The organism is Rhodovulum euryhalinum, from assembly GCF_004342445.1.
Lineage (GTDB): Bacteria > Pseudomonadota > Alphaproteobacteria > Rhodobacterales > Rhodobacteraceae > Rhodovulum > Rhodovulum euryhalinum.
The window spans coordinates 126,008-151,955 of sequence record NZ_SLWW01000001.1 but is presented as its reverse complement, the minus strand read 5'-3'; the positions used below and the strand labels follow the sequence as shown (position 1 = coordinate 151,955).

Genomic DNA, 25,948 nt, shown 5'->3' with positions numbered 1-25,948 from the left:
CGGTCCCTGCCGTCGTATCCGGCCGGGCGCGAACCCTAGGCAGACTTCGGCCGGAACGCTAAGACGGAACAACCGAAGCAAGAGCATGCGATCCCGTGACCGAGACGGCCGCCCATCCCGTTCCCTCGCCCAGTGATGCCCCTGAGGCGTTTCTGCGCTGCCTCTTCGATGTCGGCGTTGCGGCAGCGGATCCGATGCGCGCAGTGCCCGCCGCATTGCCGCCGAGGCCCGCGGGGCGGGTGGTGGTGCTGGGCGCGGGCAAGGCGTCGGCGCGGATGGCCGAGGCGGTGGAAAGCGCCTGGGGCCCCTGTGAGGGGCTGGTGATCACCCGCTATGGCTATGCACGCCCGACGCAAGGCGTCGAGATCGTCGAGGCCGCGCACCCGGTGCCGGACGAATCCGGCGCCCGCGCCACCGCGCGGATGCTGGCGTTGCTGGAGGGGCTTGGCGAGGACGATTTCGTGCTCGCCCTGATTTCGGGGGGGGGCTCGGCCCTGCTGATCCAGCCCGCGGGCGAGATCAGCCTCGCCGAGAAGCAGAAGGTGAACGCCGACCTGCTGGCCTCGGGCGCGCCGATCGGGCAGATGAACACGCTGAGAAAGCACCTGAGCCGGGTCAAGGGCGGACAGCTTGCCGCCGCGGCCTTCCCGGCAAGGATGCTGGCACTGATGATCTCGGACGTGCCGGGCGACGATCCGGCGTTCATCGCCTCGGGGCCCACGGTCGGCGACCGGACGACACCCGCCGATGCCAGCGCGATCCTCGCGCGCTGGCGGATCGAGCCGCCCGCCGCGGTCGCCCGCGTTCTGGCGGGCAAGACCGGCGTGCTGGCCCCGGACGATCCGCGGCTTGCGCGGGTCGAGAACCGGGTGATCGCGGCGCCGTCGCAATCGCTGGAGGCGGCCGCCGGGATCGCGCGGGCCGCCGGCTGCCGGGTCGAGATCCTGGGTGATGCGCTGGAGGGCGAGGCGCGCGATCTGGCGGCCGATCATGCCCGGCTTGCGCTGGACCGTCAGGCGGCCATGGCCCGGGGCGACGCGCCGCTTGTTCTGCTGTCGGGCGGCGAATGTACTGTGACACGCCGGGGCGACGGCGTGGGCGGGCCGAACGCGGAATACGCGCTGGCGCTTGCCGTGGCGCTGAACGCTGCGCCCGGCATCCACGCCATCGCCTGTGATACCGACGGGGTGGACGGTGCGGCCGAGGTTGCGGGCGCGGTGATCGGCCCCGGCACGCTGGCCCGGGCACATGCCGCGGGGTGCGTGGCGGACGCCGCGTTGGCCGCCAATGACAGCCACGGCTTCTTTGCCGCCTTGGGCGATCAGGTGATCCCCGGCCCGACGCTGACCAATGTCAACGATTTCCGGGCGATCCTGATCCTGCCGCCGCGCTGATCGCGCGTGCGGGGCGCTGGGCGCCCAAATCCTGTGCACCCGGCCTTGGCCCCGTGCGATTCCACGCCGCCCGGCCTTGCGCCCTCACGCGCCGCGCGCAAGTCTGGGCGGTGAGCGAACTGCCAAGGTGCCATGACCGACCCACCGCAGACCCTGCGCATGAAGCTGGCCGATCTGGTCGGCCGCCTCTATCCCGACCACGACCGCGATGATCTTGTCAGCGGCATCGTGGCGGCGTTCTGGCCCGGAGGCAGCCATCTGCGCCGCCGCGCCCGCATGCCGACCAACCGGCTCTGGTCCCCGCAGGATGCGATGGTCATCACCTATGGCAACAGCATCGTCGACGGCCAGCACAAGCCGCTTGACCTGCTGAACGACTTTCTCCGGCGCCACCTCGCGGGGACGGTCAGTTCCGTCCATATCCTGCCGTTCTTCCCCTTCACCTCGGATGACGGTTTTGCGGTCACCGATTACCGCACGGTCAATTCCAGCCTCGGCGAGTGGTCCGATATCAACCGTATCGCGCAGGATTTCATGGTGATGTCGGACCTGGTGCTGAACCACGTCTCCAGCCAGTCGCCCTGGTTCACCGCCTATCTGCAAGGGCACGAGCCCTACGACCGGTTCTTCTTCGAGGCCTCGCCCGACGACGACCTGTCGCCCGTGGTCCGCCCGCGCACCAGCCCGCTGCTGCGCCAGGTCGAGACGGCGAACGGGGTGCGCCATGTCTGGTGCACCTTCAGCCACGACCAGGTGGATCTCGATTTCCGCAATCCCGAGGTGTTGCTGGAATTCCTGCGGATCATGCGGCTGCATGTCGACAACGGAATCCGCATCGTGCGGCTGGATGCCGTGGCGTTCCTGTGGAAGGAACCCGGCACGCCCTCGATCCACATGCCGCAGACCCATGCCATCGTGCAACTGATGCGGGTACTGTGCGATTTCGCGGTGGAACCGGTCATCCTGCTGACCGAGACCAACGTGCCCAATGTCGAGAACCTCTCCTATTTCGGCAACCGGAACGAGGCGCATGCCGTCTACAACTTCTCGCTGCCGCCACTGATCCTGCACGCGTTGCTGTCTGGTACGGCCGAGCACCTGCATCGCTGGCAGACGACGATGCCGCCCGCCCAGCTTGGCTGCACCTACCTGAACTTCACCGCGTCGCATGACGGGATCGGCATGCGGCCCGTCGAGGGGCTGTTGCCCGATGGCGAGATCGGCCAGATCATCGCTGCCGTCCGCGCCTTCGGAGGCGAGGTCTCGATGCGGACGCTCGGCGGCGGGGGCGAGGCGCCCTACGAGTTGAACATCACCTGGTTCGACGCGATGAAGGGCACCTTTGCCGGCGAGGATGACCACCAGATCGACCGCTTCCTCTGCTCGCAGAGCATCGTGATGGCGCTGGAAGGCGTGCCCGCCTTCTATATCCATGCGCTGCTGGCGACGCCCAACGATCATGCGGGGGTCGGCAAGACCGGGGTCAAGCGCGCGATCAACCGCCACCGCTGGGATTATCCGACACTTCTCGCCCTGCTCGACGACCCGGCCAGCCCGCAGGCGCAGGTGCTGCGCCAGATGAAGCGGCGGATCGCGATCCGCTGCGCCCAGCCCGCCTTTCACCCCAACGCCACGCAGTTCACGCTGCATCTCGACCATCGTCTCTTTGGGCTGTGGCGTCAGAGTCCCGACCGGGATCAGTCGATCTTCGCGCTGCACAATGTCAGCGCCGATGACCTGTCGGTTTCGCCCCTGTCGATCAACCTGATCGGCGGCGAGACCTGGGTGGACCTGTTGTCGGGCGAGACGATCTCGCCCACCGGCACCGGGATACCGTTTGCGCCCTACCAGTGCCGCTGGATCTCGAACCGGGGCTGAGCAAATCGCAGCGTCACGGACCGAACCGTTCCTCTGACGCGGACCCGGCAACGAAAACGCGCCGCCACGGCGACGCGTTGTTCCCGATGCCCGATCCCATGCCCCGCGCGTTCACGGCGCGTCGCCTTGGCCCGCTGTCAGCGGCGCGCTTCCATCGCCTCGATCCGGGCCTTCAGGGCCTCGTTCTCCTCACGCGCCTTCTGCGCCATCGCGCGCACCGCGTCGAATTCTTCACGCGTGACGAAATCGCGGTCGGCGAGCCAGCGGTCGATCATGCTTTTCATTGCCGTCTCGGCCTCGTCCTTGGCGCCCTGGGCTACGCCCATCGCGTTGGTCATCAGCTTCGACATGTCGTCGAGAAACTTGTTCCGGGTCTGCATCGGGGCCCCCTGGGATTTACATTCGACCCCTATATGGCGCGGGGGCGGGTCAAGCTCAAGGTTGACTTCGCCGCGCACCCGGCCAAGAGAGGCGAGGCATGCAGGGCGTTCTGACATTTCCCGACATCTCGAACGAGATCTTCTCGATCTCGCTCTTCGGCATGGACTTTGCGCTGCGCTGGTACGCGCTGGCCTATATCGCGGGCATCCTGATCGGCTGGCGGATCGTGGTGACCGCCATGCGCCGCCCCGCGCTCTGGCCCGCCGGCCGCGCGCCGATGACGGCCGAACAGGTGGACGAGCTGCTGACCTGGATCATCCTCGGGATCATCCTCGGCGGGCGGCTGGGCTTCGTGCTGTTCTACCAGCCCGGCTACTACCTCGCCCATCCGCTGGAGATTCCGATGCTCTGGCAGGGCGGCATGGCGTTCCATGGCGGGCTGCTGGGCGTCGCCGCGGCGATCACGCTGTTTTCGTGGAAGCATGGCGTGCCGCTTCTGTCGGCGGCGGATGCGCTGGCACTGGCGACTCCGCCGGGGCTGTTCTTCGGGCGGATCGCCAACTTCATCAATGCCGAGCTTTGGGGCCGGCCCTCGGACCTGCCCTGGGCTGTCGTCTTTCCCGGTCTGCGCGCGCAGGACTGCCCGGGCTGGGACGCCGTCCCTTGCGCGCGCCACCCCTCGCAGCTTTACGAAGCGGGGCTCGAAGGACTGGTTCTGGGCGCGCTGCTGCTGTGGCTGGTGCTGGCGCGTGGCGCGCTGAAACGTCCCGGCCGGGTGGCGGGGGTGTTCTTCATGGGCTACGGTCTGGCACGGTTCACGGTCGAATTCTTCCGCCAGGCCGATCCGCAGTTCATGTCGCCCGACAACCCGATGGGTTACGTTCTGCACGGCGGCGGGGTCGGGATCACGATGGGCCAGCTTCTGTCGTTGCCGATGGTGGCGCTGGGACTGATCCTGCTGGCGCTGTCGCGCAGGCACCCATGACGCCGCTGGCCGACGTCCTCGCGCGGCGGATTGCCGCCACTGGCCCGATCACGGTTGCCGATTTCATGGCCGAGTGCCTGATGCATCCCGCGCACGGCTATTACACGACGCGCGATCCGTTCGGGGTGGCGGGCGATTTCACCACCGCGCCCGAGATCAGCCAGATGTTCGGTGAACTGATCGGCCTGTGGCTTGCGCAGGTCTGGCTTGACCACGGCGCGCCGGCGCCGTTCACGCTGGCCGAACTGGGGCCGGGCCGCGGCACGCTGATGGCCGATGCGCTGCGGGCCACGCGGGGCGTGCCGGGCTTTCTCGATGCGGCGCGCGTGCATCTGGTCGAAACCTCGCCCACGCTGCGCACCCGCCAGCGCCAGACGCTGGCGGGGCATGACGTCACCTGGGCCGAAACGGTGGACGCGCTGCCAGCGGGGCCCCTGTTGCTGGTCGCGAACGAATTCTTCGACGCGCTGCCGATCCGCCAGTTCCAGCGTGATCCGGGCGGCTGGCGCGAGAGGCAGGTGGGACTTCGGGACGGGGCTCTGACCTTCGGCCTTTCGGCCCCCGCGCCGCTCGCCGCGCTTGAACAGCGGCTGGCTGACACACGCCCCGGCGACATTGTCGAGACCTGCCCGGCCGCCGCCACCATCATCGCCGCCATCGCAGGGCGGATCGCCACCCATGGCGGCGCGGCGCTGATCGTCGACTATGGCGGCTGGCGCTCGCTCGGCGACACGTTGCAGGCGGTGCGGGGCCACGTGCCCGAGCCGCCGCTCGCCCATCCGGGGGACGCCGACCTGACCGCCCATGTCGATTTCGAGGCGCTGGTCCGTGCCGCCGATGCCGCCGGCGTTGCGGCCAGCCCGATGATGCCCCAGGGCGTTTTCCTGGAACGGCTGGGGATCACGCCCAGAGCCGAGGCGCTCGCGCGCCGCCTCTCGGGGGCGGCGCGAGAGTCGCATATTGCCGCACATCGCCGCTTGACCCACCCGCAGGAAATGGGAACGCTCTTCAAGACGCTCGCGCTGACAGGACAGGGCAGTTCGCCCACGCCAGGATTCGACCGATGACGCTGGAGATTCTCACCTCCGACGCGCTCTCCCCCCTGCGGCACGGGTTCTTTACCCGGCGGGGCGGGGCGTCTTCCGGCATCTTCAGCGGGCTCAACTGCGGCGGCGGGTCGTCCGATCTGTCCGAGGTGGTTGCGATCAACCGGGGCCGGGTCGCGGGGGCGCTGGGCGTTGCCCCCGACCACCTGATGACCGCGCACCAGGTCCATTCCGCCGATGTCGCCGTGGTCGAAGGGCCGCTGGCCGAGCGGCCATGCGCCGACGCGCTGGTGACCGCCGTTCCCGGCCTCGCGGTGGCGGTGCTGACGGCAGACTGCCAGCCGGTGCTGTTCGCCGACCGCACGGCGGGAGTGATCGGCGCGGCCCATGCGGGCTGGCGTGGCGCGCTCGACGGCGTGCTCGAGGCGACGCTGATCGCGATGGAGCGGCTCGGCGCGCGGCGTGCCGATACCGTCGCGGTGATCGGCCCCACGATCAGCCAGCGCGCCTACGAGGTCGGGCCCGAGTTCCTTGACGCCTTTCTGGCGGATGATCCGGACAACGCGCGATTCTTCGCCGGGGGGCAGGGCGACCGGGTGCAGTTCGATCTGCCGGCCTTCAGCCTGTTCCGGCTGCGTGCCGCGGGGGTCGGCCAGGCGCTCTGGACGCGGCATTGCACCTATTCCGATGCCGAGCGGTTCTTTTCCTACCGCCGCTCGGTCCATGCGGGCGAGGCCGACTACGGGCGGCTGATCTCGGCGATCCGGCTTTAGCCGGGGGCGCCCGCCGGAACGTTCGTACCCTGCTGACGCCGTCAGTGCAGCCGCTGGAACTCTGACCGGGGGCCGCGATTGTCGAAGAAGGGCACGCTGGCGGGCGACAGGCCGGATTTCAGCAGGCCCGACACCTCGGCCAGCACCACCTCGGTGATGAAGGGCAGGTTGAAGCCGCGCACATCTGGCAGGGGAATCCATTGCAGCAGGCCAAGTTCGTCCTCGGCCCGCGAGAAATCGTCAAGATCGTTGGCGATGGCCTCGGCCTCGATCAGGAAGAATCGCGCGTCGAACCGGCGCGGGCGGCCCGGCGGCGTGATCGCGCGAAAGATGAAATGCAGCCCTTCGGCGGTGGGCAGGTGCCCGGTTGCGGCGAATCCGCGCCAGCCCTTCGGCGCGGGCGCCTCCCAGGCGCCGGGACGGCCGAGGATCAGGCCTGTTTCCTCCCACAATTCGCGGATTCCTGCGGCGACAAGGGCGGGGGCAAGGGCGGCATCGGCCTCGGCCCTGAGCCGCGCGTCACAGTCGGGCCCCAGCGGGCAGGCCAGCGGCACAGTGGCATCGACCGGGTCGACCGCGCCGCCGGGAAAGACGAACTTGTTCGGCATGAACGCCGCGGTCGCGCCGCGCTGACCCATCAGAACCTTCGGGGCACGCTGCGCGTCGCGCAGGACGATCACCGTCGCCGCGTCCCGGATCGGCGGATCCGCTATCCCCTGTCCCCGAAGCCGTGCATCCTCTTGGCCCATTGCAACGCCACCATCACCCCTTTCAGTCTGGGCAGAAGGTACAGTGCTGTGGCGATGCAGCCAATGGTGAAAACCGAGGTCAGCACCAGGGGATCGGGCCGCAGGGCCAGATGGGCCCAGAACATCAGCGGCGCCGCGATGAAAGCGACGATCAGTACGGTCAGATAGACCGGCCCGTCATCGGAATGGTGGTGGTGCAGTTCCTCCATGCAGACGGGGCAATGCTCGCGCACCGAGAGATAGCCCGACATCATCGGGCCTGCCCCGCAATTGGGGCAGCGCTTGCACCAGCCGCGCAAGAGGGCTGTGCCGAGGGGCCTCGGGTGCAGGTCGATCATCGCGTGGTCAATCGTCGTCATGTGGGCACGCCTCCGGCGTCGCGTGCGAGTTCAAGCTAGTAAATCCGCCAATCGTTGAAAGACGACGCACTGTCCTTGCGGCGGGATGTCGCAAAGGCTGCAGGATATTTGCGACGGAAGTTCCGTGCCCGTCCGTAACAGGGTCTGACGGCGGGCGGAACCGCCCCTAGGCCGCACGACAACCGACGGAAAAGGAGAACGAAGAATGGCACGCAACAGAGGGTTCGTTTCGATGGCGGCACTGGCGATCGGCGCGGCCGCGATGCTGGGCACTGCGCTTCCGGTGGCGGCGCAGGATGCCGGGGCCGGTCAGGCGGCGGGGCAGGCGGCTGGCGCGGGCCTTACGGGTCGCGGGGCGGCACTGTTCGACCGGCTTGATGCCGACAATGACGGCGCGATCAGCCTCGAGGAATTCACCGCCCGGTCGCGCGCCCGGTTCGCGGAACTCGACACCGATGGCGATGGTGCGGTTTCGGCCGAGGAGGCGCAGAATCTCGGGCCTGCGGGGCGTCGCAACATGGCCGAGGCACGCGGCCGTGGCGACCGTGACGGACGGGGCCGCGATCGGGGCGGGCGTGATTGCGACCGCATGGGGGCCAAAGGCATGCAGGGCCAGTGGGGCGGTCAGGGGATGGGTTCCCGCCATGGGATGGGCCAAGGCTATGGCATGGCGCCGGGCTATGGCATGGGCGCCGGTCAGGGCATGGGGCAGGGTATGCGTGGCGGCGGTTACGGCATGTTCGGCGGCATGGAGGGCACGGGGCCGATGGGCTATGGCGGCTTCGGGGATCCGACCCTGAGTGATGAGGATCGCGCGGCCCGCGCCCAGGGCCTTGTCGAAATGCTGGACGCCGATGGCGACGGCAAGCTGAGCGCCGAGGAAATGGCCAGCCGTCCCGGCCCGCAGATGATGTTCGACCGGGTCGATGCCGATGGCGACGGTACGATCAGCAAGGAAGAGTTCGACGCCGCCATCGAGAAGTTCGGCGGCCGGTTCGGGGCAATGCGGGGCAACCGCTGAGGCGCGGGCAGGCGGCGGGTGCGTCCCCGCCGCCATTGCCGTGTCGGGCGGGGGCGGATAGGCCGAAGGAAGGATGGCGATGCCTTTCGATGCCGAGAACGAGGGGTCCGACGAGGATTTGCTTGTGGCCTATGGCCAGGGGAGTGCGCATGCCGCGCGCGTCCTGACACTGCGGCTGACGCCCCGGGTTCTGGGCTATGCCGCACGGCTTCTGCGCGACGCGGCCGAGGCCGAGGACGTGGCGCAGGAGGCGATGCTGCGGCTCTGGCGCATCGCGCCCGAGTGGCGGGCTGGCGAGGCGAAGGTGACGACATGGCTTTACCGGGTCGTCACGAACCTTTGCACCGACCGGCTGCGGCGCCGCCGTGGCGCGGGTCTGGACGAGGTGCCCGAGCCCGTGGACGAGGCGCCCGGCGCCGAGGCGCGGCTGATCGCGGCGGACCGGGCCGAGGCGCTGGATACCGCGCTTGCGGCCCTGCCCGAGCGGCAGCGGCAGGCGGTCATCCTGCGCCATCTCGAGGGGCTGTCGAACCCCGAGATCGCGGGGATCATGGAAATTGGCACCGAGGCGGTCGAAAGCCTGACCGCCCGGGGCAAGAGGGCGCTTTCGGCCGCACTGGCCGGGCGCCGCAGCGAATTGGGGTTCGAGGATGTCTGACCGGCGGATGAGCGATACGGAACTCGAGGCGCTGTTCACGGCGGGCCGGGCGCGGCGTGCCGAACCTTCGGCGGCGCTGCTGGCCCGGGTGATGGGCGACGCAATGGCCGAGGCCGAGGCGCGTGGCGCGCCCGCCCCGGCGCTGGTGGCCGCACCGCGGCGGCGGGGCGGGCTGGCCGGGCTGGTGGCCGTGCTGGGCGGTTGGCCGGCGATGGGCGGGCTGGTCACGGCCGGCATGGTCGGGGTCTGGATCGGCTATGCCGCGCCCGGCGGGCTCGACGCGGTGACCGCGGCGATGCTGGGCGGCGGCTATGACGTGAGCGACATGGTGCCAAGCCTTGATGCATATCTGACGGAGGGCTGAAGATGGCCGGGACCGACAACACCGCCGTGCCGCCCCGCACCCGGACCTGGGTGCGCGTGGCACTGGTGGCAAGCCTTGCGCTGAATGTCCTGATCCTTGGGGTCGTGGGTGGCGCGGTGCTGAACAAGGGGCGTGACCATCCGCCGCGGACGGCCTTCGCCCCCGGGGAGTACGGGCCCTATGGCCGGGCGTTGGCCGATACGGACCGCGCGGCCCTGCGCGCCGCATTGAAGGCCGAGGCGCCGCGGCTGCGCGAGAACCGGGCGGCGGTACGGCAGGGGTTCCGCGACCTGCTGGCGGCGCTCCGGGCCGAGCCCTATGAACACGCGCGGGTCGTTGCGGTGGTGCAGGCCCAGCAGGCCCGCGTGCAGGACCAGGCGGCACTGGTGCAAAGCCTTACGCTGGATCGCGTCGGCGCGATGAGCGGCGCGGACCGAGCCGCCTTTGCCGACCGGCTGGAGCGCGTGCTGCGCCGCGGCCCGCCGCGGGGCGGCGATGGGGAGCGCGGCACCGGGCGGCCCTGAACGCGCCCCCGGGCGGAGACCGGCTGTATGCGTGGGGAGGTCCTTCGGGTTTCGCCTTGCCTTGCAAGGCGACCCGCGCGGGGGGCGCTGCCCCCCGCGACCCCCCGGAGTACTTCCGCCAAGAAGAAGTCCGAAAGGACGCGCCTGGTCATGTTGGCGGCCAATGTCCACAGGCATGGGCGCCGTGCCGGGCCCTGGCTATCCCGGCGCCAGCCGGTCGAGGAAGTCCGGCAGGTGCCCGATATTCGGCAGGACGGCATCGGCGAGATCGGCAAGCTCTTCAGCCGTGGCGGCACCGGTCAGCACCGCGACCGTCGCCATTCCTGCCCGGCGTCCGGCGCTCAGATCGTGCCGGCTGTCGCCGACCATCAGCACCTCTGCCGGCGCCCGCCCGGTTGCCACTGCGAAGGCGAGCAACTGGCCGGGGTCGGGCTTGGCGCCGTGCCCGCTGTCATATCCCGCGACGAAGTCGAACCGGTCGGCGATTCCCGCCGCCACGAGATGGGCGCGGGCCGGGTGTTCGGCGTCGTTGGTGGCCACCCCGAGGGCAAGCCCGCGCGCCGCCAGCGCCTCCAGCAGGGGTTGAAGCGGCACCGCGGGCTGCATCGGCGCGGCCGCCGCCGCCGCGTTCAGCGTCGCAACAAGCCGCGGCAGGTCGGTGTCCGGCGGCAGGTGCGGCAGCATGCGCATGGCGATGTCCTCGGCGGTCGAGGCGATCACCACGCTGTCGCGCCGGAATCGCCGGGCAGCCCGGTCAAAGCCGATCGCTTCGGCCAGCGCCCCGTGGCGCGCCCCGTCGTTCCCGGCGAGCCCTTCGAGGAGTCGTGTGGCCCAGTCCCCCCAACTGGTGTGGAAATCGAAGAGCGTGCCGTCCTTGTCGAACAGGATTGCGGTGATGCGTGCCATGACTGCCCCTTTTCCGTTCGCCTGATGTTGTCCCGATGTCCCGCACCGTCAGGTCCAGTGCGGATCGGCGCCGCCCGGCAGCGCAGCCCGCGCCCGCATCACCGCCTCGCCCTTCAGGCCGGCGGCGTCGCAGAAGGCGATCACCCAGGCATCATCCATCAACAGGAAGTCCAGAACCGAGGCCAGGAAGTCCGGATCCCCCGCGCGCTCGCGCAGATCGCGTTCTCCTGCGCCGGTGGCGCCGAGGAAGACCGGCAGCAGGTCGTCATTGCCCACGAGCCAGGCCAGCGCGCGCAGCGCCACGACGTCGGCGGATTCTCGCATCCCTGCTTTCTCCCGTGGTTGGTTAAAGGGTTTGTTAACACTTACTGCCCAAGACTGAACCTCGAAAAAACGGGTAAAAAGTTCACGATCCAAGGCAGGGGAGAGGCGCCGATGTCCCGGCGAATCCTGATAGTCGACGATGTCGCCACCAACCGAATCGTAATGAAGGTCCGGCTGAGCGAGGCGCACTACGAGGTGTTGCAGGCCAGCGATGGCACCGTGGCGTTGGCGACGGCGCGGAGGGACCGGCCGGACCTGATCCTGCTGGACATGACCCTTCCCGACATGGACGGGACCGAGCTCTGCCGCCGCCTGAAGGCTCATCCCGAAACCGCCGCCATCCCGCTGATTGTGGTGACCGGGGCGCGCTCGACCGAGGCGAAGATGCGCGCGCTCGAGGCCGGGGCGGACGAGTTCCTGTCGAAACCGCTGGACGAGATGATCCTGCTGGCGCGGGTGCGCAACCTGCTGCGGGCACGGGAGACCGCCGAAGAGCTTGCCTTGCGCAACGGCACCCATCGTGCGCTCGGCTTTGCCGAGGCGGCCGAGGGATTTGCGCCGCAGGGCCGGGTGGCGTTGATCTCTGCGGACCCCCGCACCGGACGCAGTTGGCGGGCCGCGCTTGCGCCGCTTTTGTCGGATGCGCTGTCGACCATCACCCGGGCCGAGGCGCTGACCCCGCCCGAGGACATGCTTACGCCCGATGTCTTCGTGATCGACTCGCGGCTTGCCCCCGAGGGCGCGGGATTGCGCCTGGTGTCGGAACTGCGCGCGAACGCGAAAACCCGCCATTCCGCCGTTTTGGTCGTGGTGCCCGAGACCGCCCGCGAGACCGCGGCGATGGCGCTTGACCTCGGGGCAAACGACCTCGTGTCGGCACCGGCCGATCCGCAGGAACTGGCGATCCGGATCCGCAGCCAGTTGCGCCGCAAGCAGCAGGCCGACCGGCTGCGCGCCACGCTTGAGGACGGGCTGCGGCTGGCCCTGATCGACCCTCTGACCGGGCTCTTCAACCGTCGCTACGCGCTACCCCATCTTGCGCGGATCGCCGAGCGTGCGGCCGGGACCGGGCGCGGCTATGCGGTGATGCTGCTCGACATCGACCGGTTCAAGCGGGTGAACGACCGTCATGGCCATGCCGCGGGTGATACTGTGCTGGTCGAGGTGGCGCGTCGGCTCAAGGAAAACCTGCGCCCGGTCGACCTGGTGGCACGGATCGGCGGCGAGGAATTCATGGTGGCCCTGCCCGAGACCGAGTTCGAGCTTGCCTGCGCCACGGCCGAGCGGCTGCGCACCGAGATCGGGGCGCGCCCGGTGGTGCTGCCCGATGGGGCAGGCGAGATCGGGGTCACGATCAGCATCGGCGTTGCCTTCGGCAGCGACCGGGCGCCGGCATCGGAGGACGCCGATCTCGAAGCCGAGGTCAAGCGTCTGATGGAACAGGCAGATCGCGCCCTTTACGGCGCCAAGGCATCGGGACGCAACACCGTCGAGATCAGCCGCACGGCGGCCTGACCGCGGGATCGGGCGTCTGCGGATGCTTTGCGTGGCGCCCCTGTCCCCGGGATCGGCTCGCCCGGCCACTGGTCCGCCCGGCCGGGCGGGGCTATGGTCACGCCAGAGGCAAGGCGGAGGCGGGCGATGGGCGAGACACAGGCGGCGCCCCTGTCGGGGCGGATCACCCTGGGCGTGTTGGGATTTCTTGCCGGGCTGGCGGCCTGGCTCCTGCTTGACGTGCTGCCCGACCGGATGGGGTCGGCGCCGCGCGGCCACCTGTTCCTGACCAGCCTCGGGGCGGCCTTCTTCCCAGCGGCGCTTGCGCTGACCGGCCCCCTGCCGCTTGCCCGCGCGCTGATAGCCGGGGTGCTTGCCGCGCTGCCGCTCTCGGGGCTGATGGTCTGGGCAAGCTTCCGCTTCGCCGCGGTTTCCGCGTTCCTGGGCACCGGCCATCCCGGGGCCGGTTTCGCGGTCCTGCTGTTCCTTGCGCTGCCCTTCCTGGCGGCCGGGCTTGGCCGGGACACGCGGATCGGCGACTACCGGGTGCTGTTTACCCAGTCCTGGATGATCGTGGTCCGCCTTGCCGCGGCCTGGCTTTTCGTCGGCCTTGTCTGGGGCGTGCTGTTTCTGTCCAACGCGCTTCTGGAACTTGTCGGCATCGACGTGATCGAGCGGCTGCTCGACCAGGATGCGGCGCCCTACCTGCTGAGCGGGGTGACGCTGGGGCTTGCGCTTGCGGTGGTGGGCGAGCTGTCGGACTATGTCTCGCCCGATCTCGTACTCCGGCTGTTGCGCCTGTTGCTGCCGGTGGTGCTTGTGGTGGTGTCGATCTTCCTTGCGGCGCTGCCGTTCCGCGGGTTGTCGAACCTGTTCGGCACGTTGTCGGCGGCGGGCATCCTGCTGGCGATGGCGTTCGGCGCGGCGACGCTGGTCTCGACCGGGCTTGACGCGGACGAGGATCGGCGGGTGCCGGGCGGGCTGACCGACTGGTGCTGCCGGCTGCTGGCGCTCTTGTTGCCGGCGCTTGCCTTGCTGGCGGGGTTCGCGGTCTGGATGCGCATTTCGCAATACGGTCTCAGCCCCGACCGGGTGATCGCCGCGGCGCTTGCGGCGCTTGCGATGGGGTATGGGGCGGCCTATGCGCTGGCGGTTCTGCGGGGCGCGGGCTGGGGCGGGCGCATCCGGCGGGCCAACGTGGCGATGGCGGGGGCGGCGATGCTGCTGATCGCAGCGTTCTTCACGCCGGTGCTTGACCCGCAGCGGCTGTCGGTGGCCAACCAGATTGCCCGGTTCGAACATGGCCGCACGGCGGCCGATGCGCTTGATCTCTGGGCGATCGGGCGGGACTGGGGCAGGGCCGGACAGGACGGGATCGGGCGGCTCGCCGCTTTAGGCGACCACCCGGAGGCCGCGCGCCTGGCCGAACGGCTGGCGGCGCTTGCGCTGGCCGACAGCCGCTATGCCTTCGACCGGTCGGGCGAGGGCGACGATGTCGCGCAACTGGCCGCCGACCTTGCCGCCCGCCTGCCGGTACGGCCCGAGGGCCGGGCGTTGCCCGGGGGGCTTCTGTCCAGCCTGCGGTTGTGGGAACTGCAGCAGATCGGCCGGGCCTGCGACTACCGTACCGCGGGCGGCAATCCCGGTTGTGTTGCGGTTCTGGCGGATTTCTCGGAACCCCGGCCGGGCGACGAGGTGCTGATCGTCGCCCACAACCCGGCCGGTGCACTGCTGGTCCGGGCCTATTTCCGCGAGGATGAGGGATTTGCCATGCGCAGCCCCGAATTCCTGGCGGGCACGGATTTCTGGCGTGCCGCGGATGACGCGATCGACGCGCTGATCGCAGGCGACTACAGCCTTGCGCCGCAGCGGCTGAACGCGATCGAGGTCGAGGGGCGGAGCCTGTTTTTCGGCCGCTGAGGGTCGTTCCCGGACCGGAAGGCGTCGCTTCCCCGTCGGATTTTGCATTTTCTTAATTCCTTCTGCGCAATCTGGCCGCGTTAACGAGGACACCGTTGCCGGAGTTCATTTATGCACGGTCTTTTGAACCGCGCGATTCAGTGTTTCCTGGTCGATACTTATGGAGGGAAATGCTGGACGCATGTGGCGCGGGTCGCCGGGGTGGAACCCGGCGGATTCGAGGCCATGCTGACCTATGAGGATTCACTGACCGACGCGGTTCTCCACGCCGCGGTGGCGCATGTGGGCCTGACGCGCGAGATGCTGCTTGAGGATCTCGGAACCTATCTCGTCTCGCACTCCGATCACGAGGCGTTGCGCCGGCTGTTGCGGTTCGGCGGCGAGACCTTCCTGGAGTTTCTTTTCTCACTCGAGGATCTGCCTGATCGCACCAGGCTTGCCGTTCCCGATCTCGAGATGCCTGAATTGGAACTCGCCGAGGACGGGGAGAAGGGGTTCCTGATCCAGTGTCGCGGCGGCTGGCCGGGGGCGGAATTCGTCCTCCAGGGCATGCTTCGGGCAATGGCCGACGATTACGGCGCGCTGGCGCTGCTCGACGTGACCGACCGTCGACGCGACGGTGCGACGCTGACCGTCAGCCTGCTTGACGCCACGTTCCATTCGGGGCGCAGTTTCTCGCTGGTGGCCGGGTGCCCATGAACATGGCGCGCGATACCAGGCTTGAGGATCAGGCCATCGGGTTCGATCCCCTGGCACTTGGCCAGCTTATGCCGATGCATCTTTGCATCGACGCGTGCGGGTGCATCTGCAGCACGGGGCCTACGCTTGCGCGGCTGGCCGGGCCCGACCTGATCGGGCGCCCGTTTGCAGATGTCGTGACGCTGCGTCGCCCACGCGGTGCGGACGACATGGCCGGGCTTCTCGCTCTGGCGGGGGTGCCGCTGAAGCTATCGCTCGCTGCCGCGCCGTCGCTGCCGCTCAAGGGGATGGTCGTTGGCCTGTCCGGCGCGGGCGGCGCGCTTCTCAACGTCTCGATGGGGATCTCGCTGATCGAGGCGGTGGGCCGGTTCGACCTGACGCTTCGGGACTTCGCCCCGACCGAACTTGCGGCCGAACTGCTGTACCTGACCGAGGCCAAGTCCGCCGTCGCGGGAGAGCTGCGGCGCCTCGCCCAGCGGCTTAACGGCGCCCGCGTCTCGGCCGAGACCGAGGCGGCGACCGATACCCTGACCGGGCTTGCCAACCGCCGCCGACTGGACGCCACGCTGGAACAATTCCTCGCGCAGGGGCGGCCCTTTTCGCTGGCGCATATCGACCTGGATTTCTTCAAGCAGGTCAACGACACCCATGGCCATGTCACGGGCGACGCGGTGCTGGTCGAGACCGCCGGGATTCTGCGGTCGCAATCGCGCACCCAGGACCTTGTCGCGCGGTTCGGTGGCGACGAGTTCGTGATCCTCATGGCCGATATCGTCGACCCGGCCCAGCTGCGGCGGATTGGTGAGCGGCTGATCGAGTGGCTGGAACGGCCGATCCTCGCGCATGGCACGGAGTGCCGCATCTCGGCCAGCATCGGCGTGGCAATCTCGACGCGGAACGACCGTTCCGACCCGGTGCGCCTGTTCCACGAAGCGGATGTCGCGCTTTACGACGCCAAGCGCCGTGGCCGTGGCTGTGTGTCCTTCTTCACGGATACGACGATGTCAGGCTGTCCGCCCGGACGATAGCGCCCGTTTGTCCGGTGATCACCGGGCCATCCGGCCGCCCGCCAGCTTGCGGATCGCCACATAGAACAGCGGCACGAACAGAACGCCCAGGATCGTCGCGCTGAGCGTGCCGCCAAGCACGCCCGAGCCGATCGCCGTACGTCCGCCCGAGCCCGCGCCCGAACTCAGCACCAGCGGCAGCACCCCCAGCGTGAACGCCATCGACGTCATGATGATCGGCCGGAACCGCTGCCGCGCGGCTTCGCGGACGGCGGTGAACAGATCCTCTCCCGCCTCCTGCCGGTCGCGGGCGAATTCGACGATCAGGATCGCGTTCTTGCCGGTCAGGCCGATCACGGTCAGCAGCGCCACCTGGAAGAATACCCCGTTCTCGAACTGCCCCAGCCACGCGCCCAGCAGCGCCCCCAGCACCCCGATGGGCATGGCCAGCATGACCGCAAAGGGAATCGCCCAGCTTTCGTAAAGCGCGGCAAGGCAGAGAAACACCGCCGCCAGCGACAGCGCGTAAAGCAGCGGCGCCTGACTGCCCGATTCCCGTTCCTCAAGCGACAGCCCGGTCCAGGCCACGCCGAAGCCCGGCGGCAACTGGCCTGCCAGCCGCTCGATCTCGGACATCGCCTCGCCGGTGGTGACGCCTGGCGCGGGGCTGCCCTGCAATTGCATCGCGGGCACGCCGTTGTAGCGGGTCAGCCCCTGCGGCCCGAACTGCCAGTTTGCCGTGGCGAAGTTCGAGAACGGCACCAGCCCGCCCGAGGCATTGCGGACGCGCCACATCTCGATGTCCTCGGGCGTCGCGCGGGCGTCGGGTGCACCCTGGACGTAGACCCGCTTGATCCGTCCACGGTCGATGAAATCGTTCACGTACCGTCCCGCCCAGGCAATCGACAGCAACTGCCCGACATCGGTCGCCGACAGCCCCATCGCGCCCGCCGCGCGCCAGTCGATATCCAGGTTGAACTGTGCCGCATCCTGCAACCCGTTCGGCCGGATCGAGCCGATCATCGGGTTTTGCGAGGCCATTCCCAGCAACTGGTTGCGCGCGGCCAGCAATTCCTCATGGCTCTGGCCCGCGCGCGCCTGCAGGTAGAAGTCGAAGCCCGAGACGTTGCCCAGCTCGATCACCGAGGGCGGCACGACGGGGAACACCATCGCGTCCTGGATCTGGCTGAACGCGCCGAAGGCCCGGCCGGCGATCGCCTGCACGCTCTGGTCCGGCCGCGCGCGCTCGTCCCAATCCTTCAACTGGACGAAGCCGAGCCCCATGTTCTGGCCCCGGCCCGCAAAGCTGAAGCCCACGACCGTGAACACCGAGTTCACGTTCCCGGTCTCGGCGTTCAGGTAGAAGTCCTTCACCTGGTCGGCCACTGCCTGTGTGCGTTCGGCGGTCGCGCCCGTGGGCGCCTGGATCAGGGTGAAGAGCAGGCCCTGGTCCTCTTCGGGCAGGAATCCTGTGGGCGTCTTGACGAAGAGCCAGCCCATCGTGATGGCCAGCATCACGTAGATCAGTCCGACGCGCAGCGGCCGGCGCACGATCCAGCCGACCGATCCCGCATAGCCGCCCGTCAGCTTTTCGAAGGCGATGTTGAACCAGCCGAACGGCCCGCGATGGGTGTGAACCACGTCCTTCGAGCGCAGGATCGACGCGCACAGCGCCGGCGTCAGCGTCAGCGCCACCAGCACCGACAGAGCCATGGCCGAGACGATGGTGATCGAGAATTGCTGATAGATCACGCCGGTCGAGCCGGGGAAGAAGGCCATCGGCACGAACACCGCCGACAGCACGAGCGCGATGCCGACCAGCGCGCCGGTGATCTGGCCCATGGATTTCCGCGTCGCCTCGCGCGGAGAAAGCCCCTCTTCCTCGATGATCCGCTCGACGTTCTCGACCACCACGATCGCGTCGTCGACCAGCAGGCCGATCGCCAGCACCATGGCCAGCATCGTCAGCGTGTTGATCGAGAAGCCGAAGGCCGCGAGGATGCCGAACGTGCCCAGCAGGACGACGGGAACGGCGAGTGTCGGGATCAGCGTCGCGCGGATGTTCTGCAGGAACAGCAGCATCACGAGGAAGACCAGAAGGATCGCCTCGAACAGCGTCTTGACCACTTCCTTGATCGAGATCTCGACGAAGGGCGTGGTGTCGTAGGGGATCACGTAGTCGACGTTCTCTGGGAAGAACTCGGCGAATTCCGCAATCTTGGCCTTGACCAGCCGGGCGGTGTCCAGCGCGTTGGCGCCCGGCGCCAGCCGGATCGCCATGCCCGCCGCGGGCTGGCCGTTGCGCCGCGCGATCGCGTCATAGCTTTCCGCGCCGATCTCGACCCGGGCCACGTCCTTGAGCAGCACAAGCCCGCCATCGGTTTCCGCGCGCAGCACGATCTGCTCGAAATCCTGCGGGCTCGTCAGAAGGGATTGCGCCGTGATCGTGGCGTTCAGTTGCTGGCCCTCGGGGGCGGGCAGCGAGCCGAAGGAGCCGGCAGAGATCTGCGCGTTCTCGGCCGAAACGGCCGCCACCACGTCGGACGGGGTCAGTTCGAAGGCAGCCAGTTGCGCCGGGTCGAGCCAGATCCGCATCGCGTATTGCGAGCCGAAGACCTGCACCTCGCCCACACCCTCGATCCGCGAGAACGCGTCCACGAGGTTCGAAACCATGTAGTCCGACAGGTCCACCTGTTCGAGCGAGCCGTCGGTCGAGATCAGCGCGATCACCATAAGGAAACCGGCCGAGGACTTGCGCACGCTGACCCCCTGGCGCTGCACGGTTTCGGGCAGCAGCGGCGTGGCCTGTGCCAGCTTGTTCTGGACCTGGACCTGGGCGATGTCGGGGTCGGTGCCGGTCTCGAAGGTCAGTGTGATCGAGGCCTGGCCCGCCGAAGTAGACGAGGACGAGATATAGCGCAGCCCGTCCAGGCCGGTCATCTGCTGCTCGATCACCTGGGTGACGGTGTTGGCCACCGTCTCGGCGGAGGCGCCGGGATAAGAGGCGTTCACGCTGACCGAGGGCGGCGCGATCTGCGGGTATTGCGCGATCGGCAGGCTGAAGATCGACAGCAGGCCGACCCCCATGATCAGGATCGAGATGACCCAGGCGAACACCGGACGGTCGATGAAGAAGCGGGCCATGGCGCGGTCTCTCCGGGGGTCAGTTGGCGGGGGCCGGGGCGGCCCGTTCCTCGGGCGCGACGGGCGCGCCGGGTGCGATCTTCTGCAGCCCGGCGACGATCACCCGGTCGCCATCGGCAAGGCCGCCGGTCACGATCCAGTCGGTATCCCTGTCGCTCAGAACGGTCAGCACGCGCTCTTCGACGGTGTTTTCCGGGGTCACGACCATCGCAGTGGGCCGGCCCCTGCGATCGCGGCCGACCGCTTCCTGCGGGGCCAGGATGGCATTGTCGACCACGCCCTGCGGCATGTCCACCTGCACATACATGCCGGGAAGCAACAGCTTGTCCGGGTTTGGAAATTCCATCCTCAGGACGACCACGCCGGTTTGCGTGTCCACCTGCGGTTCGGCCGCGGTCAACTCGCCCGTATGCTCGTAGCCGCCGCCATCGGGCAAGTTCAGGCTGACGGTGCGGTCGGCATCGCCCAGCCGTGCCTGCATGTGCCCGCGCCGCCAGGCCACCAGCTCCGCGGCCGACATGGTGACGTCGACGAAAACCGGGTCAAGCGAGCGGATCACGGCCAGCGGCTCGGCCTGGCCGGCGGTGACCAGCGCGCCCCGGGTGGTCAGCGACCGGCCCACGGTGCCCGACAGCGGTGCCTTGATCGTGGTGCGATCAAGGTCGATCTCGGCCGCCAGAAGCTGCGCCTTGGCCACCTGCAGTCCGGCCTCGGCTGCGGCGAGGGCCGCATCGGCGTCGTCCACCGCCTGTTCGCTGGTGACGTTGCGCGCCAGCAACTCGCGCAGCCTGGTCGCTTCTTTCCGGGCGGCGCCCCGCGTCGCCTCGGCCTGCGCGACGGCGGCCTGCGCGGCGGCGACCTGCGCCTCGTAGCTTGCCGCGTCGATCCGGTAGAGCGCGTCACCCAGGCTGACCTCGGCGCCTTCGGCGAACAACCGCTCGGTGATGATGCCCGCGACCTGCGGGCGCACCTCGGCTACGCCCGCGGCCACCACGCGGCCGGGCAGCCGTGTGGTAAGCGTCACGTCCTTTGCGCGCAGCGTGACCACCGTCACCGGCGTCGGCGGTCGCTCGCCACCCTGTGCGGGGCCCTGCTGGGCCGGGGCTGCCGTCGCGGCGGCAAGCGAAAGCGTCAGGACGGCAGTGAGAACCCGGAGAAGGCGGGGCATGGCAGGGCTCCTGGGGTAGGCGAAAGCTCTGGCAAAGAGCGGCGCGCGCATTTATAAAACCTAAGCGTTTCGTTATTCGCTTCGGCGCCTCCGCGCAAGCTGGAATCGGCTTGGCGCGGTACTCGGCGATGCAAAACCGCACAAAAAGAGGTCAATGCCGCAACGATGGGCAACCGCACGCCACGCCGGGGCCGCCCGCCCCAGATGCAGCCCGCCGAGCGCGAGCGCATGATTCTCGACGCGGCCGAGCGGGTCCTGCTGGCCCGCGGTTTGCAGGGCACCACCATGGCCGCCGTCGCGCGCGAGGCCGGCATGTCCAAGCGCACGCTCTACGCCGTGTTCGACGGGCGCGCGGTGTTGTTTCCCGCACTGGTTCGGCGGCTGCGCGAGGGAATCGTCGCGCCGCTGACACCCGCACAGGCCGCCCGGCCGCTGGCCGAACGGCTGCGTCTGCTGCTGGCGCCCGACCGGCTGCCCGCCGCGGGATCGGTCCCACTCGAGGTGATGCGCGCGGCGATCGCCGAGGCGCCGCGCCATCCCGATCTGGCCGAAAGCATGCTCGAGGAAGGACCCCGGGCGATCCGCCGCCTGATCCGCGCCGAGCTTGACCGCGGGGTGGCGGCGGGCGAGATCGGCATCGACGACACCGAGACCGCGGCGGCGCTGCTGCATGCCATGGCGCTGCCCTGCCCGCTGGACAAGCTGCTGGATGCCGGCAAGGCCGGCGAACAGCCCGAGACATCGCGCGCGCGCGTCGACCGGGCGATCACCGTCTTTCTGAGGGGTATCGCCGCGGCGCCGCCAGAGGCCGTGCGCGACTGAGGCGCCCGGCTACTTCACCTTTAGCGGCAGGCCCGAGACCACGAATTCGACCTCATCCGCGGCCTCGGCGACGCGCTGGTTCAGCCAGCCCTGCGCGTCGCGGAACGCGCGGGCCAGCGCGTTCGCCGGAACGATCCCCATGCCGACCTCGTTAGAGACCAGAATCACGGGGCTTGCCTGCCGGGCCAGCGCGGCGACCAGCGCCTCGGCCTCGGGCTCCCACGCCCGGTCGTCGAACATCAGGTTAGACAGCCACAGCGTCAGGCAGTCGACCAGGCGCGGACCCTGCCCGTCGCTGCGGTCCAGCGCGCCGATCAGATCGAAAGGTTCCTCGACCGTGATCCAGCCCGAGCCGCGCCGGTCGATGTGGTGGGCAATGCGCGCGCGCATCTCGTCGTCGTCCGCGCGCGCGGTGGCGATGTAGACCGGCTGGCCGGGCAGGGCGCGGACGCGCGCCTCGGCATGGCGGCTCTTGCCCGAGCGCGCGCCGCCGGTAACCAGAATGACCTGTCCCACCTTGCCCGCGCCCCCTGTCGCCTGTCTGCGCCGGTCCATAGCCCGCCCCGGCAAGGGGATCAATCGTACTGCGGCCATGCGGCAACGGCGGTGCACCCGCCTGCGGCATCCGTTGCCGGTTGATGACGCCGTTGGGCGGGCCTATGACGGCTCGGCCAAACCGACCGGAGCGACCATGACTGATACCGAGACCCTAGCCGCCGAGTTGAAACGCCGGATCGACATCAAGACGAAACCGCCGGGCTCGCTCGGCCGGATCGAGGCGCTGGCCGCGCAGATCGGTCTGGTGCAGGGCAGCACAGCGCCGCGGATGGCGCGTTGCCAGCTGACGATCTTTGCCGCCGATCACGGAGTCGCCACCGAGGGCGTGTCGCTGTTCCCGCAGGAGGTGACGCGGCAGATGGTGCTGAACTTCCTGTCGGGTGGGGCCGCCGCGAACGTCTTCGCGCGCAGTGTCGGCGCCGATCTGCGCGTGGTGGACGCCGGCGTGGCGGGCGCGTCGTTCGGCCTCGCGGGGCTGATCGACCGCCGCATCGGGGCGGGCACGGCGAGTTTTCTGACCGGCCCCGCGATGACCGCGGAGCAATGCGACAGGGCGCTTTCCGAAGGCCGGGCGCTGGGCGCGGACGGCGACTGGGACGCGGTGGCCTTTGGCGAAATGGGCATCGCCAACACGGCATCGGCGGCCGCGCTGGGGCACAAGCTGACGGGGATCGGTCTTGACGTGCTGACCGGGCGGGGCACCGGGCTTGACGACACGGGTCTGTCGCACAAGCGTGCGGTGCTGGAACGTGCGGCGGCGCGCACGGGCGATCTGGCGCCCGCCGCGGCGCTGGCCGAGTATGGCGGGTTCGAGATCGCGATGATGGCAGGCGCGATGATCGGCGCGGCGGCCGCGCGCCGGATCGTCATCGTCGACGGCTTCATCGCCACCGCTGCGGCGCTGGCCGCCTGCCGCATCGCGCCCGAGACACGCGCCGCGATGGTTTTCGCCCACAAGTCCGAGGAACAGGGGCACCGGGCGCTGCTGGAGGCACTGGGCGCCGAGCCGCTGCTTTCGCTTGGCCTTCGTCTTGGCGAGGGCACCGGAGCCTTGCTGGCCTGGCCGCTGCTCAGGGCGGCCGCCGCGATGCTGACCGAGATGGCCAGCTTCGAGGATGCCGGGGTGACGGGCCCGGCATGAGCACGCGGCTGGCCGAAGAGCGGCAGCTGATCCTGCTGGCGGTCGGGTTCCTGACCCGCCTGCCGGTGCCGCCCGATCCGGGATACACGTCCGAGAGGATGGCCCGGGCAACGCGGTATTTCCCGCTGGTGGGGCTGGGGATCGGTGCGGTTCTGGCGGTGGTCTACGCGCTGGCCGCGCTGGTGCTGCCGACGGTTGTGGCGGTGCTGCTGGCGCTGGCCGCGGGGGTGCGGCTGACCGGTGCGCTGCACGAGGACGGGTTGGCAGACATGGCCGACGGGCTGGGCGGCGGCACCACCCGCGCGCACGCACTCGAGATCATGCGCGATAGCCGGATCGGCAGCTATGGGGCGGTTGCGCTGGGTCTTGTGCTCGCGCTGAAGGCTGCGGCGCTTGCCCATCTGGGGGCGGGCGCGGTCGCGGCGCTGGTCGCGGCGCATGCTCTCAGCCGGTTGGCCGTTCTGCTGACCATGGCGCGGATGCCCTATGCCCGGCCCGACGGCAAGGCGGGATTCTCCACCGCGGGCCCGGGGCAGGACGGGATGCGGATCGCGCTGGCCACCGGCCTCCTGACGGTGCTGGGCCTTGCGCTTGCCAGCGGGCTGGCTGCGGCGGTCTCGGCGGTGCTTGCCGCCGCTGCGGTCACGCTCTGGCTGGGCGCGATGCTGCGGCGGCGGCTTGGCGGCTATACCGGCGACGGGCTGGGCGCGGTGCAGCAACTTTCCGAAACCGCGATTCTGCTGGGCCTTCTGGCATGGGCCTGATCCTGGTGCGCCACACCGCGCCCGACGTGGCGCCCGGCACCTGTTATGGCCGGCTCGACCTGCCGCCGGGGCCCGGCTTTGCGGACGAGGCGGCGGCGGTGCTGGACGCGATGCCGCCCGTGACCCGCGTGCTGACCAGCCCGCTGATCCGCTGCCGCGCGCTGGCCGAGCACATCGGCGCGGCGCGCGGTCTGCCGGTCGAGGTCGAGCCCCGGCTGATCGAGATTGATTTCGGCGCGTGGGAAGGGCTTGCCTGGGACGCAGTGCCGCGCGACGAACTCGATGCCTGGGCCGCTGATTTCTGGAATGCCCGGCCCCATGGCGGGGAAAGCGTCGCGATGTTCACCGCGCGGGTGGCCGACTGGCTGGCCGGGCAGGGCGGGGCGGCTGGCTGGCTGGCGGTCACCCACGCCGGGCTGATGCGGGCCGCGCAGCACCTGCTGGGCCGGGACGAAAGCTGGGCCTGCCGCTTTTCCCATGGCCAGACGCTGGCGCTGTCGGCGGGCGATCTGTCCGCGCTTGCAGCCCGCCCAATGCCGTAAAAACGCCGCATCCTGCGAAAAGACTGTGGTCAAACCCCTGAGTCGGAATAGCTTCTGTGCAAAGCCGGGGGCTGCCCCGAAGTGAACGGACCAACCGATGCCCAGAACGCTTTTCAAGGTGATGATCCCCGAACGGCGGGGAACCCTGCCTGTCTTCCTTTGCCTGCGCCTCGCCGACGACTGGGCAGAGCCGCATCCCTGGCGGTCGGACAACCAGACGCTGCCCTATGTCGGCTGGCATGTGACACGGCGCGAGAATGGCCGGTTGCTGACGGTTCTGCTCGGCCCGCTCGCGCTGCTTGCCGCTGCCCCGCCCGCGCCAAGGGAAACCGCGGGGCCGGGTTCGGTGCGCCGCGGCATCTGACGGTCTAACGGCCAATTTCGTCCAGCGCGTCGTGGAGTGTCTCGATCCGCGACAGGTGATCGTGGGCCGCCGGGCCGAGCTGCTGCATGACCGCCAGCGCCAGCACGCGCAGCACCGACAGAACCCCCACATAGGAATCCAGAACCTGCGCGGCCTCGACCGGGCAGGTCAGCGTCCAGCGCGCCTCGGCCGGTGTTTCACGGATGCCCGGATCAGCCAGCAACGCGACATCCGCCCCGGTCCCGGCCACCGCACGGACGAACCGGCGGAACCCGGCAGGGCGTCGGCGCAGCCCGACGATCAACACCATATCCCCCGGTCCGACGCCCGCGATCCCCTCGGCCAGCGTCTGGCCGGGCGCGTTCAGCATCTCGACGTCGGGGCGTAGCTGGGCCAGCATCGTTCGGCCGTATTCCGCGGCGATATAGCTGTTGCGGAACCCCGCCAGCCGGACCCGCGGCGCATGCGCCATCCGCGCGGCGATCTCGGCCGTCATGGTCTGGTCGAGCAGCCCATGGGCGGCCTGCAACAGTTGCGTGTCGGCCGCCAGCACGGCGGCGGGATCGTCGCTGTCGGGGCCCGTCGCCACCCGCCGGGCAAGTTCGAGCGGCGATCCCGCCCGGCGCATCGCCCGCGCCTCGCGGCGTGCTGCGTCGTAGGATGCGTAGCCAAGCCGCCGAACGAACCGAGAGACCGTCGCGTTCGACACCACGGCCTGCGCGGCGAGTTCCGAGGCCGACCAGAGCGCCAGTTCCCCGGGCCGGTCCAGCACGATGTCGGCCGCCCTGCGCTCGCCGGCCGGAAGCGCATCATAGACCGCGTGAATCCTTTGCACGAGCGATGTGCCAGGCGCCTCGATTTCGGGCAAGGCTCGGTCTCCGCGAAAAATCATTTTCGGTTTTTGTTGACGGAATGAAAACCTGCTTTCACCGTCGGGATCAAGGCCACGATCCTTTTTGCAGC

At 69.4% G+C, this 25,948-nt stretch carries 27 protein-coding genes; 18 read left to right on the top strand and 9 right to left on the bottom strand.

Annotated elements, in window-relative coordinates; all coding sequences use genetic code 11:
* Positions 1-95: 95 nt before the first annotated feature.
* Both EV655_RS00730 and EV655_RS00725 read left to right on the top strand, forming a co-directional pair.
* On the top strand, positions 96-1,394 hold the full coding sequence (locus EV655_RS00730; RefSeq protein WP_243644937.1) for a glycerate kinase type-2 family protein: 1,299 nt from the start codon (positions 96-98) through the stop codon (positions 1,392-1,394).
* Positions 1,395-1,526: 132 nt separating this feature from the next.
* Entirely contained in the window at positions 1,527-3,272 is a 1,746-nt protein-coding gene (locus tag EV655_RS00725) for a sugar phosphorylase (protein WP_132540283.1), read from the top strand.
* A 137-nt stretch (positions 3,273-3,409) separates the two neighbouring features.
* Here the strand turns inward: EV655_RS00725 and EV655_RS00720 are convergent, their stop codons facing one another.
* Positions 3,410-3,652 (bottom strand): accessory factor UbiK family protein, encoded by a 243-nt coding sequence (locus EV655_RS00720; protein WP_132540280.1) that lies wholly within the window; start codon positions 3,650-3,652, stop codon positions 3,410-3,412.
* A gap of 98 nt (positions 3,653-3,750) precedes the next feature.
* On the opposite strand from EV655_RS00720, the gene lgt reads away from it, so the two are divergent.
* From lgt to pgeF, 3 genes are read left to right on the top strand one after another with little or no spacing between them, the layout of a single operon-like run.
* Positions 3,751-4,638, top strand: a complete 888-nt coding sequence (gene lgt / locus EV655_RS00715; RefSeq protein ID WP_132540277.1) for a prolipoprotein diacylglyceryl transferase — start codon at positions 3,751-3,753, stop codon at positions 4,636-4,638.
* Entirely contained in the window at positions 4,635-5,705 is a 1,071-nt protein-coding gene (locus EV655_RS00710) for a class I SAM-dependent methyltransferase (RefSeq protein ID WP_132540274.1), read from the top strand. Before lgt ends, EV655_RS00710 begins: the two co-directional genes overlap by 4 nt.
* Entirely contained in the window at positions 5,702-6,457 is a 756-nt protein-coding gene (gene pgeF, locus EV655_RS00705) for a peptidoglycan editing factor PgeF (protein ID WP_132540271.1), read from the top strand. The genes EV655_RS00710 and pgeF overlap by 4 nt, the downstream gene beginning before the upstream one ends.
* A gap of 41 nt (positions 6,458-6,498) precedes the next feature.
* Here pgeF and EV655_RS00700 read toward each other — a convergent pair whose 3' ends face one another.
* Together EV655_RS00700 and EV655_RS00695 are read right to left on the bottom strand one after the other, a co-directional pair.
* On the bottom strand, positions 6,499-7,206 hold the full coding sequence (locus EV655_RS00700; RefSeq protein ID WP_132540268.1) for an NUDIX hydrolase: 708 nt from the start codon (positions 7,204-7,206) through the stop codon (positions 6,499-6,501).
* A complete protein-coding gene (locus EV655_RS00695) occupies positions 7,167-7,565 on the bottom strand; it encodes a DUF983 domain-containing protein (protein WP_132540265.1) in 399 nt (132 codons plus the stop codon). The genes EV655_RS00700 and EV655_RS00695 overlap by 40 nt, the downstream gene beginning before the upstream one ends.
* Before the next feature lie 205 nt (positions 7,566-7,770).
* Between EV655_RS00695 and EV655_RS00690 the strand changes: the two genes are divergently transcribed.
* The 4 genes from EV655_RS00690 to EV655_RS00675 all read left to right on the top strand — a co-directional run bounded on the left by EV655_RS00690 (position 7,771) and on the right by EV655_RS00675 (position 10,132).
* Positions 7,771-8,586 (top strand): EF-hand domain-containing protein, encoded by an 816-nt coding sequence (locus EV655_RS00690; protein ID WP_132540262.1) that lies wholly within the window; start codon positions 7,771-7,773, stop codon positions 8,584-8,586.
* A 73-nt stretch (positions 8,587-8,659) separates the two neighbouring features.
* Positions 8,660-9,244, top strand: coding sequence for an RNA polymerase sigma factor (locus tag EV655_RS00685; protein ID WP_132540259.1), 585 nt, complete (start codon positions 8,660-8,662; stop codon positions 9,242-9,244).
* A 7-nt stretch (positions 9,245-9,251) separates the two neighbouring features.
* The gene (locus EV655_RS00680; RefSeq protein ID WP_132540256.1) at positions 9,252-9,608 is read left to right on the top strand and encodes a hypothetical protein; all 357 of its coding nucleotides are present in this window, start codon (positions 9,252-9,254) and stop codon (positions 9,606-9,608) included.
* A 2-nt stretch (positions 9,609-9,610) separates the two neighbouring features.
* Positions 9,611-10,132, top strand: coding sequence for a periplasmic heavy metal sensor (locus EV655_RS00675; RefSeq protein ID WP_132540253.1), 522 nt, complete (start codon positions 9,611-9,613; stop codon positions 10,130-10,132).
* 198 nt (positions 10,133-10,330) lie between these two features.
* Here EV655_RS00675 and EV655_RS00670 read toward each other — a convergent pair whose 3' ends face one another.
* Together EV655_RS00670 and EV655_RS00665 are read right to left on the bottom strand one after the other, a co-directional pair.
* Positions 10,331-11,038 (bottom strand): HAD family hydrolase, encoded by a 708-nt coding sequence (locus tag EV655_RS00670; protein WP_132540250.1) that lies wholly within the window; start codon positions 11,036-11,038, stop codon positions 10,331-10,333.
* 48 nt (positions 11,039-11,086) lie between these two features.
* Entirely contained in the window at positions 11,087-11,362 is a 276-nt protein-coding gene (locus tag EV655_RS00665) for a DUF3572 domain-containing protein (RefSeq protein ID WP_132540247.1), read from the bottom strand.
* A gap of 111 nt (positions 11,363-11,473) precedes the next feature.
* Here EV655_RS00665 and EV655_RS00660 point away from each other — a divergent pair, with 111 nt between their 5' ends.
* The 4 genes from EV655_RS00660 to EV655_RS00645 all read left to right on the top strand — a co-directional run bounded on the left by EV655_RS00660 (position 11,474) and on the right by EV655_RS00645 (position 16,503).
* The gene (locus EV655_RS00660; protein ID WP_132540244.1) at positions 11,474-12,877 is read left to right on the top strand and encodes a diguanylate cyclase; all 1,404 of its coding nucleotides are present in this window, start codon (positions 11,474-11,476) and stop codon (positions 12,875-12,877) included.
* A 126-nt stretch (positions 12,878-13,003) separates the two neighbouring features.
* Entirely contained in the window at positions 13,004-14,776 is a 1,773-nt protein-coding gene (locus EV655_RS00655) for a DUF4153 domain-containing protein (RefSeq protein ID WP_165905225.1), read from the top strand.
* Positions 14,777-14,887: 111 nt separating this feature from the next.
* Entirely contained in the window at positions 14,888-15,475 is a 588-nt protein-coding gene (locus EV655_RS00650) for a heme NO-binding domain-containing protein (protein WP_132540238.1), read from the top strand.
* Positions 15,472-16,503: a diguanylate cyclase domain-containing protein gene (locus tag EV655_RS00645; RefSeq protein WP_243644936.1), complete on the top strand. Its 1,032-nt coding sequence runs from the start codon at positions 15,472-15,474 to the stop codon at positions 16,501-16,503. The genes EV655_RS00650 and EV655_RS00645 overlap by 4 nt, the downstream gene beginning before the upstream one ends.
* A gap of 18 nt (positions 16,504-16,521) precedes the next feature.
* On the opposite strand, the gene EV655_RS00640 is transcribed toward EV655_RS00645, so the two are convergent.
* Entirely contained in the window at positions 16,522-19,626 is a 3,105-nt protein-coding gene (locus tag EV655_RS00640) for an efflux RND transporter permease subunit (RefSeq protein WP_132540235.1), read from the bottom strand.
* 19 nt (positions 19,627-19,645) lie between these two features.
* Positions 19,646-20,794 (bottom strand): efflux RND transporter periplasmic adaptor subunit, encoded by a 1,149-nt coding sequence (locus tag EV655_RS00635; protein WP_132540232.1) that lies wholly within the window; start codon positions 20,792-20,794, stop codon positions 19,646-19,648.
* Between the two features lie 165 nt (positions 20,795-20,959).
* Between EV655_RS00635 and EV655_RS00630 the strand changes: the two genes are divergently transcribed.
* On the top strand, positions 20,960-21,616 hold the full coding sequence (locus EV655_RS00630) for a TetR/AcrR family transcriptional regulator (protein ID WP_132540230.1): 657 nt from the start codon (positions 20,960-20,962) through the stop codon (positions 21,614-21,616).
* Positions 21,617-21,625: 9 nt separating this feature from the next.
* Here EV655_RS00630 and cobU read toward each other — a convergent pair whose 3' ends face one another.
* Entirely contained in the window at positions 21,626-22,171 is a 546-nt protein-coding gene (cobU, locus tag EV655_RS00625) for a bifunctional adenosylcobinamide kinase/adenosylcobinamide-phosphate guanylyltransferase (protein WP_132540227.1), read from the bottom strand.
* Positions 22,172-22,307: 136 nt separating this feature from the next.
* On the opposite strand from cobU, the gene cobT reads away from it, so the two are divergent.
* The 4 genes from cobT to EV655_RS00605 all read left to right on the top strand — a co-directional run bounded on the left by cobT (position 22,308) and on the right by EV655_RS00605 (position 24,985).
* Entirely contained in the window at positions 22,308-23,315 is a 1,008-nt protein-coding gene (gene cobT / locus EV655_RS00620) for a nicotinate-nucleotide--dimethylbenzimidazole phosphoribosyltransferase (protein ID WP_132540224.1), read from the top strand.
* Positions 23,312-24,079, top strand: a complete 768-nt coding sequence (cobS, locus tag EV655_RS00615; protein ID WP_132540221.1) for an adenosylcobinamide-GDP ribazoletransferase — start codon at positions 23,312-23,314, stop codon at positions 24,077-24,079. The genes cobT and cobS overlap by 4 nt, the downstream gene beginning before the upstream one ends.
* Positions 24,070-24,621: an alpha-ribazole phosphatase family protein gene (cobC, locus tag EV655_RS00610; RefSeq protein WP_132540218.1), complete on the top strand. Its 552-nt coding sequence runs from the start codon at positions 24,070-24,072 to the stop codon at positions 24,619-24,621. Before cobS ends, cobC begins: the two co-directional genes overlap by 10 nt.
* Before the next feature lie 97 nt (positions 24,622-24,718).
* Positions 24,719-24,985 carry a hypothetical protein gene (locus EV655_RS00605; RefSeq protein ID WP_132540215.1) on the top strand — a complete coding sequence of 89 codons (267 nt, stop codon included), beginning with the start codon at positions 24,719-24,721 and terminating at the stop codon, positions 24,983-24,985.
* 4 nt (positions 24,986-24,989) lie between these two features.
* On the opposite strand, the gene EV655_RS00600 is transcribed toward EV655_RS00605, so the two are convergent.
* On the bottom strand, positions 24,990-25,853 hold the full coding sequence (locus EV655_RS00600; protein WP_243644935.1) for a MurR/RpiR family transcriptional regulator: 864 nt from the start codon (positions 25,851-25,853) through the stop codon (positions 24,990-24,992).
* Positions 25,854-25,948 lie beyond the last annotated feature (95 nt).